Raw genomic sequence first — 7,010 nt, forward strand, 5'->3', positions numbered from 1 at the left:
ATTTGCTGATTGGTTTGTTCCATGACTGTGTTCTTCCTTCCTGTTTGTTAGTCTTTAAAAAGAGCTAATCCATGATATCTGTAAGTTCGGTTCTAATTTTTTCTGCATTGATTGCCCCATCGTAAACAACTTCCTTTAGGCCTTCGTTTACATAAGCCTCAGGAATTCTTATTTTGTAGCTGATGTATCTTTTTCCATCAATGACTCTGCGAGTGGTTTTGCGATCCTCTTCGGTTTGGATAATGTCGTTAGATTTAATCCAACTATTAACGATTATCTGCGAGTCCTCAAAACCGACTTTTTTAAGGATGCTGCTCAGCTGATCTCGATAAATACAGACCGTATTACCTTCCAGATAACCGACAGTCCTATGTCCGTAACGCGTTAAGGAACGCTTATTGACTATCAGATATTGCATCAATTTATCAAGAGCAGTCGCACCTAAATTACGTTCGCTAATGTGGTTGTTCTCATAAGAAACTAAGATTTCAGATATAGCTTCTGTATCAACCTGTAAAATCTCAGATTCATTGACTAGCTCAGCTGCTGTCAATATAATTGCAAGCTTTCTCGCAACACGTTGCTTTGTGCTAGACTCAGGCATTTGAGCGATGAGTCTACTGACTTGTGACTCATACTGAGTAGTGATAGACTGGGTATCTTTTGAGAAAAGAAAATCAACAAAAGCTGGAAGAATATGGCCGTTATTTCTAGAGGTAATATTCTTTATCGTCTCAGCTTGTTCTGCTGATGAAGTCCACTGAGTATTCTCAAAGTCAAAGACACGAACCCTTAGACCTATATTTTGACTCAACCGGTTGTAGATGCTAAGTTCCCCAGAACTTAGCATTACTGTAGACCATCTACCTACATCACGAAGGCTGCCATCAATGTTGGCTCTAGCTCTACCTACTCCATCTGTTAAGGAGTAGACTAAGCTGGTTAAATTAGAGTGTGCGTTCGTAGACAGCTCATCAAATGCTACAGGAATACCGTGAACACCTTCTAGACTTGCCATGACAGAGTTCAAAGTACCGTTCCAATAACGGAGAAGTGATTTTTCTCCGATATTGGGGCTTCCAGCTACAGAGATAGCCAAACTTAGTGCAGTAGTTTTGCCGGTAGTACTGTCTCCAGAAAGGTGTATCAAAAGGGAATTAATATCTGCATTAGTTTGTTTTAAATAAGCCAAAAGGGGAGAAGCTAGTCCAAAGACCACAGCTAGCTCTAAAGTAGGATTTCCCCGAATACACGATTCGTACATGTCAAGCCATTCTTCCATTGTCCCAGACGGTTTTAAATCGTATCTGTCATGTGAAACTTGTATGCTTTCATTAATAGAATGTGAACTATGAATACGATCGCTGACAAATATCTGTGTTCCATTGAAATGATCAAATCCGTAACTACTGTTGATATAAATCGTTTCAGCTAAATCCAAGCTAGCGATTAAAGCATTGCTGAGTTCAGCACGATTTTTGTTCGTTACATCGACTCCGTATTCCATAAGTGACATGATACCGGTAGGAAGAATCTTACTATAAGATACACGTTGTGTTTCTAATTTTTTAGTTACCTTGTTTATATATTCAAGACTGAACGATTGGACTTGAGTGTTGCTGTCAATGAATACTTGTTTAATACGTGCATAAAGTGAACAGTATTCCTCACCCTCTTGCGTGAAATAACTAATTCCCTTATTTAAATCAAAAGTAAAATTCTCGGCTTGCAATACTGTTTTATCCATTAGTATCACCCAACCTATTCAAATCTGATTCGGTCTTTAAAGATTTCAGGTTCTTACTGACATAAAATTTATTAAGTGAGTCTTCATCAGCAACTTCACTTAACTTTTCATCTCGGAATGCTTTAGAATAGCTGCTGTTTGACAATGATTCAATTTGTGCAATGAACGATGAATATAGCTCATAGATTTTTGCAGTTTCCTTAGGAATCCAAAATTCCTTATATAAGGAGTAGTGCTCTACGGAATCAATACTGTTGTCCCCGTCATTGTTAACCGGATGGATGACGTCTGGTCTATAACTATTATTTTCATCAGTATTATCAATACTGGGATCTGTGTTTTCAGAATTAATATCATCTATTGGAACAGCACTTATAAAGCGATATTGGTAAAGTCCTGGATTAAGTTCTACGTGCTTACCAGTATAATAAAAATAAAATCGCTTACCAATTAGTGTTTCGTAGTTGCAAAGAAAATCATAGTCTTCTGTCATTTGAAAAAGAAAGTGTGTATCATATAGCGGTAGAGCCGATTTGTCGTTATCGTAGAGCCACGTGTTAAACTTTAACAATCGAATATCTCCTTTTTTTATGCCTGTACTATCCTCGACATTTAAAACTTTGATGACTGCCGTTATGCATGCATCTTCGTTAATTAACGCAATGATTTTCCCTTTAAACTGAATGTTTCTGTACATCTCGTAGTCAATATTATCTTTATACATTTCACCTTACTCCTTTGATTGGTTTATTTTCTTTCTTAATGTAGAATCGTATACGTTGAAACAAGGACTTTCTGTAATAAGCTAATTCGCGATGTTTTTCCTTAGAGAAAATACAGAAAACCATCAGGGTGATTAACTTACTATGACCCTCTTACTCTTATTGTCTTTGACCCATATTAAGTTGCTTAACATAGGTCAAAGACACATAGGAGCAGTTAGAAAGGCTAATAAAAAGCTCTTTAGCATAGTACTTTAGCCAGCTGTTTGTAAATTTTATGGCGAACTAATCTTATTTATTTTTAAAACTGAATGATTATTCTATGGCGCAAACTTTGTTTACATACTCTTTGTATTTATATACACTTCCATAGTTATCAACTGTTCTGTAAGGATTTAAAACCTCTACAGTTACGGTTCTTGATTTTAGTTCTTCAATATTACACATTTCGCGATCTTTTGAAGGATAGTTATAAATTGATATTAAACCGTCAACATCCCAATATTCTTCTTCAGGTATCCAGAAGAACTTGAGTAGTGGTTCTGGTGTCTTTCCAGGAATACGTTCATTTGGTATTTTCATTAAGATACCAAAACCTTCATCAGTAACATGGATGTCTTCTACTTGACCAGTAAACTCCGAGGATTGGAACGGCCTCTTCAAGTCAAAATATGAGGTGCTGAGACTATCAATTGGCTCCACAGATAAAAATTCAAACTCGTATTCTGTAGAATCAGCGTCTAAAGGAGTAACTGCGTAGGTGAAGTAAAGTTTTTTCCCTAGTAAATCTTCAATCTCCCCATCAAAGTCATACTCATGAATAAGCTGTTCCATAAGCTTAGATTCGACGGTTACATCTGTTTCAGCGATATTCCTGTATATATAAGAGTAAAACTTAAAGACTTTAATATCTCCAGTACTGAAGCCAAAGTCGTTAGTACCATGCAAAACTTTCAGTATTGCTGTTTTAAATCCGTTATCTACCCATAGTTCAGTAATCTGCCCTTCGAAATGAATGTGATCTGGCTTGCTAAATGTGTCCTGTCTGTAGTACATACTCATTGTTTTTCTCCTTAAATTTTATTAATTGAATGGCCATCAATTTTTTTATAGGCTTAAATTTAAGCTACACTCAGTATAAAAGAGTCTTTTTTTACGCAATAATCAACAATCGATTTGACAGATGAAATTTATTATGGTATGGGGAGGCTATGTATATAATTGATTAATATTCAGGTAATATCATCGAAGCTTAGGAAAGCGAGAAAAAAAATATAGCGCAATGAATCCATATTTAAGGGAATTCATTGCGCTAAAATAATTAATGAGGTATTAAATAACTTACGTTAGAAACTCGATGAATTTTATGGCCGGTATCCCATCATTTACTGTGTTAGCGATTTGTCTCACTAATGTTGGAATACGGGGATTAAGAATGTAATGTGGCTGGTGTTCGTTATCTTTTTCTGCTTGAGATAATGTTTTAAAATGCTGAGAAAAGTTGAACTCAGTTTCCTTTTTGTAAAAATCCTCTCTCTGTATCTGATAGAACGTATGATCTTTACTATGTTTTTTTTGAATATTTAAGGCATCTTTTACCAGAGCAGGTAAAAAGTCAACCTCTTTTCTGTTCAGGTGATTGTGTACCGAGTCAAAATCTACCTGGATAACGAAAAGATCGAGAATAAGGTCTAATGCTGATCCTATTTCATCATCGTTTAAATTAGTTACATCCTTTGGAATGGAAAAGTTAATCACAGAGCGGTTATCTTTCTTTGAAGATGTCACATTCAATTTTCCATCAACGGCCTTGTTCCATGTACTATCACCATACCAATAGGGTACTTCACTCCCATCAGTAATCTTTTCGAATGCCTGATTATACTGACGGTCATACAATTGCTTATAAGAAAATCCATGTTCACGTGTAGGTGTATCGCTCAAATAGCTATTATATAATGATGTCACATCGGAAAGTCTTAGCCCTTTCTCTTGTTTAATCGACAAATCTAATAGCTCAAGTAATAAAGTAAATAAAAAATCTTCTCGATAAATTTCGGCTATTGTCTGATTAAAATACGCTTTCTTGTCCCAAGATTCATACTGGACTTTTTTTCTTTCCGTAAAAACTTTCTGGTAGTCATTAGCCAAGTTGTCTAGATTATGAAAAGATGTCATAAAGTACAGTACAAATTTTAAGGCCTTCGATTCTAAATTAAATATTTTTTCAGAAAAGACGTGACTATATATATTTTCCGTACGGATTGTCTTTTTAAGAGTAGGTATCTTCTCTAGAAGCTCCAGAAGATCCAAGTTTGATTCAATAGGCTCAGTATAGATCTCTTTTAAATCAGGTCTAAGTGATTCAATGAGAAAATCGTCCCCCACGATGTTGGAGTACTCATTAGTAAAGCTGAGAGCAATCAGGCTGTGTACATACCTTTTATAAAACCGTTCTGGCGTTGCTCCAGCTTTAGAGTTCTCTTTAGGTACAGTAGCATTTCGCTTATGATCTCTTCTTTTTGTTTCATTGACCCAAATAATATTTTCTCTCCAGAGATTGGGCGTATTGAGTATGGTCATCTGATGTATCACTCCTTTTAGTTATTATATCAGATTCCAATTTTTTCTTACACGAGCAGATAGAGGGTGAAAACACTTCTCTTTTTTTTCATCTGTTAACACTTTAACTTTTGTCGTAAGGTCATTCTTTTCAAATAGCTTTAATACGTGGTCTAATCTTTCTTTGACTTGCTTGTTCTTGGAGGGCAGACTACCATAAGCCAATATGACTATACCGGAATTTTTTGCACACTCAAGAATATGTTTGTCGTTGGTAGCATTTGAAGCAGTCTTGAAGTTGCGTCTACTCCCTGATTTGGACGGGAAATCGGGAAGGTTAACTTTGGAAAATAGGTTGACTGAAAAAAAGCCATCGTAACCAAGTTTATAAATATTATTAGTGATGAGCATTGTAGTCGTATCGGTTAATATAAGCTCACTTGTGCTAGGGTATAGTGTAATGACAGTGGCCATTTTTGCTTTTCCTTTTTTGTTCCATGATCGTTCTAATACGTAACGATGTGTTCCTGAATCTTCTTCGATAACTTTAGTTGCCATGCTGGCAGTTAATTCTTTTACCATTAATATCAAACTCCTTAGTTTATTTTCTCTTTTTCAATTCCCTAGCGGCGGATGTCGCAACCAGTGCAACGATTTCCAGAACAAGAATAGCTGTGAACATTTAAATACCTCCTGTAATAATACGGTAGCTTAATAACTTGTCTTTATGAAGTAAACCAATAAATGTTTGCTTGGAAGAGGAGTCAGTGAGGGGATAGAGTACAAAAACGATTAATTCTTTATATATATATGAATGACTCATAATGTCCAGGTGTTTTGCAAGATACGACTGATAATTCGCTGGAATGATTGTCCTGTCAAGCTCTTCGGCTTCAAAGATGTATGACTCGTATCCAGTGTCGTCTAGTCCAATAGGCTGTCCTAAGTGTTGGCTTAGCATGTTAAGAGCGTGTTGAGAGAAGTCCATGAGCTAGCCCTTCCTTTCGATATGACCATACTCTTTAAAAGAGTAATATTGATTAGAAGACACGATGACATGATCCAGTACCTCAATACCAAGTAAATAACCGGCTTCACAAATTCGACGAGTAAAGCTATGGTCAGCATCTGACGGACGGATGTCTCCAGAGGGATGATTGTGAGCAATAATCAGCCGAGCACAGTTTGAGGCAATGCTGGCTTTAAATATCTCACGGGGATGAACGAGTGAAGAATTCAATGATCCGACTGATACGGTTGATATGAAATTAATGTCTGATTTCGTACCTAGACCGAATACAATCACGGTCTCTCTGTCACAGTTGCCGATTAGTTCTTGGGCGTATTTAGCTACAGTGAATGCGGATGTAAGCTTCCTACTTTGAATAGGTGTTTCATGAACAACCTCTTGCCTTAGTTTAATGAATGGAATGTAATCCAAAATAACCTCTCCTTTTTTGAACTGTATTAAAAGATTTGTGAGTAATCGAGTAGGAGACTAGTCATTAATTGACTAGTAGACCTCTCACACCACCGTACGTACGGTTCTCGTATACGGCGGTTCAATAACTTGAATATCTCTAACGTTCATACAGTAGTATTAAATCTTTTAATTTCCACTGTTCGAGCTTCTTATTTGTTATCGCACGATGTAAAGTTTTACTTCGCGAGAGCCTCCAGTAAGCCTTTCGGCTACCAGCCATTTTGAGTGCATCATCGTGTTCTATCCCCAGTTGTTTTAATTTTCTATATCGAGTGGATACTTTCTTCCATCTCTTCCAAATCAATTGTCTTAGCCGATGGTTCAACCACGATTTAATTTCAATCATAAAAGATTTCATAAATCCGATTCTATAGTAATTAATCCATCCTACCGTTACACGGTTGATGTCCTTCACTATACCTTTGAAAGAGCCTGGTCGATTGCGACGAGTTAATTTTCTGAGTTTATTCCGGAATTTTTGTTTCGCCGACTTACT

General features: G+C 36.4%; 8 protein-coding genes. All 8 read right to left on the bottom strand.

All coding sequences use genetic code 11. From position 1 onward, the window contains the following. Window positions 1–64: 64 nt before the first annotated feature. Window positions 65–1,747 carry a DUF927 domain-containing protein gene (locus tag ABFX15_RS03565; protein WP_346024132.1) on the bottom strand — a complete coding sequence of 561 codons (1,683 nt, stop codon included), beginning with the start codon at window positions 1,745–1,747 and terminating at the stop codon, window positions 65–67. Continuing rightward, on the bottom strand, window positions 1,740–2,471 hold the full coding sequence (locus ABFX15_RS03570; protein ID WP_346024133.1) for a hypothetical protein: 732 nt from the start codon (window positions 2,469–2,471) through the stop codon (window positions 1,740–1,742). Before ABFX15_RS03570 ends, ABFX15_RS03565 begins: the two co-directional genes overlap by 8 nt. 313 nt (window positions 2,472–2,784) lie before the next feature. After that, window positions 2,785–3,531, bottom strand: a complete 747-nt coding sequence (locus tag ABFX15_RS03575; RefSeq protein ID WP_346024134.1) for a hypothetical protein — start codon at window positions 3,529–3,531, stop codon at window positions 2,785–2,787. Between the two features lie 279 nt (window positions 3,532–3,810). Further along, the gene (locus ABFX15_RS03580) at window positions 3,811–5,052 is read right to left on the bottom strand and encodes a hypothetical protein (protein ID WP_346024135.1); all 1,242 of its coding nucleotides are present in this window, start codon (window positions 5,050–5,052) and stop codon (window positions 3,811–3,813) included. A gap of 24 nt (window positions 5,053–5,076) precedes the next feature. Next, window positions 5,077–5,613: a DUF1643 domain-containing protein gene (locus tag ABFX15_RS03585; RefSeq protein WP_346024136.1), complete on the bottom strand. Its 537-nt coding sequence runs from the start codon at window positions 5,611–5,613 to the stop codon at window positions 5,077–5,079. A gap of 100 nt (window positions 5,614–5,713) precedes the next feature. Continuing rightward, complete coding sequence (locus tag ABFX15_RS03590; RefSeq protein ID WP_346024137.1) at window positions 5,714–5,992, bottom strand: hypothetical protein; 279 nt, start codon at window positions 5,990–5,992, stop codon at window positions 5,714–5,716. Window positions 5,993–6,022: 30 nt separating this feature from the next. Further along, window positions 6,023–6,472, bottom strand: a complete 450-nt coding sequence (locus tag ABFX15_RS03595; protein WP_346024138.1) for a JAB domain-containing protein — start codon at window positions 6,470–6,472, stop codon at window positions 6,023–6,025. A 139-nt stretch (window positions 6,473–6,611) separates the two neighbouring features. Continuing rightward, window positions 6,612–7,010, bottom strand: a 399-nt coding sequence (locus tag ABFX15_RS03600; RefSeq protein ID WP_346024139.1) for a group II intron maturase-specific domain-containing protein, incomplete at its 5' end; no start/stop codon positions are given.

The organism is Alkalibacterium indicireducens (assembly GCF_039522005.1).
GTDB classification, from domain to species: Bacteria; Bacillota; Bacilli; order Lactobacillales; family Carnobacteriaceae_A; genus Alkalibacterium; species Alkalibacterium indicireducens.

Coding starts and splice junctions, on each gene's coding strand:
- ABFX15_RS03565 (WP_346024132.1), bottom strand. CDS start 1,747: ATGGATAAAACAGTATTGCAAGCCGAGAATTTTACTTTTGATTTAAAT.
- ABFX15_RS03570 (WP_346024133.1), bottom strand. CDS start 2,471: ATGTATAAAGATAATATTGACTACGAGATGTACAGAAACATTCAGTTT.
- ABFX15_RS03575 (WP_346024134.1), bottom strand. CDS start 3,531: ATGAGTATGTACTACAGACAGGACACATTTAGCAAGCCAGATCACATT.
- ABFX15_RS03580 (WP_346024135.1), bottom strand. CDS start 5,052: ATGACCATACTCAATACGCCCAATCTCTGGAGAGAAAATATTATTTGG.
- ABFX15_RS03585 (WP_346024136.1), bottom strand. CDS start 5,613: ATGGTAAAAGAATTAACTGCCAGCATGGCAACTAAAGTTATCGAAGAA.
- ABFX15_RS03590 (WP_346024137.1), bottom strand. CDS start 5,992: ATGCTAAGCCAACACTTAGGACAGCCTATTGGACTAGACGACACTGGA.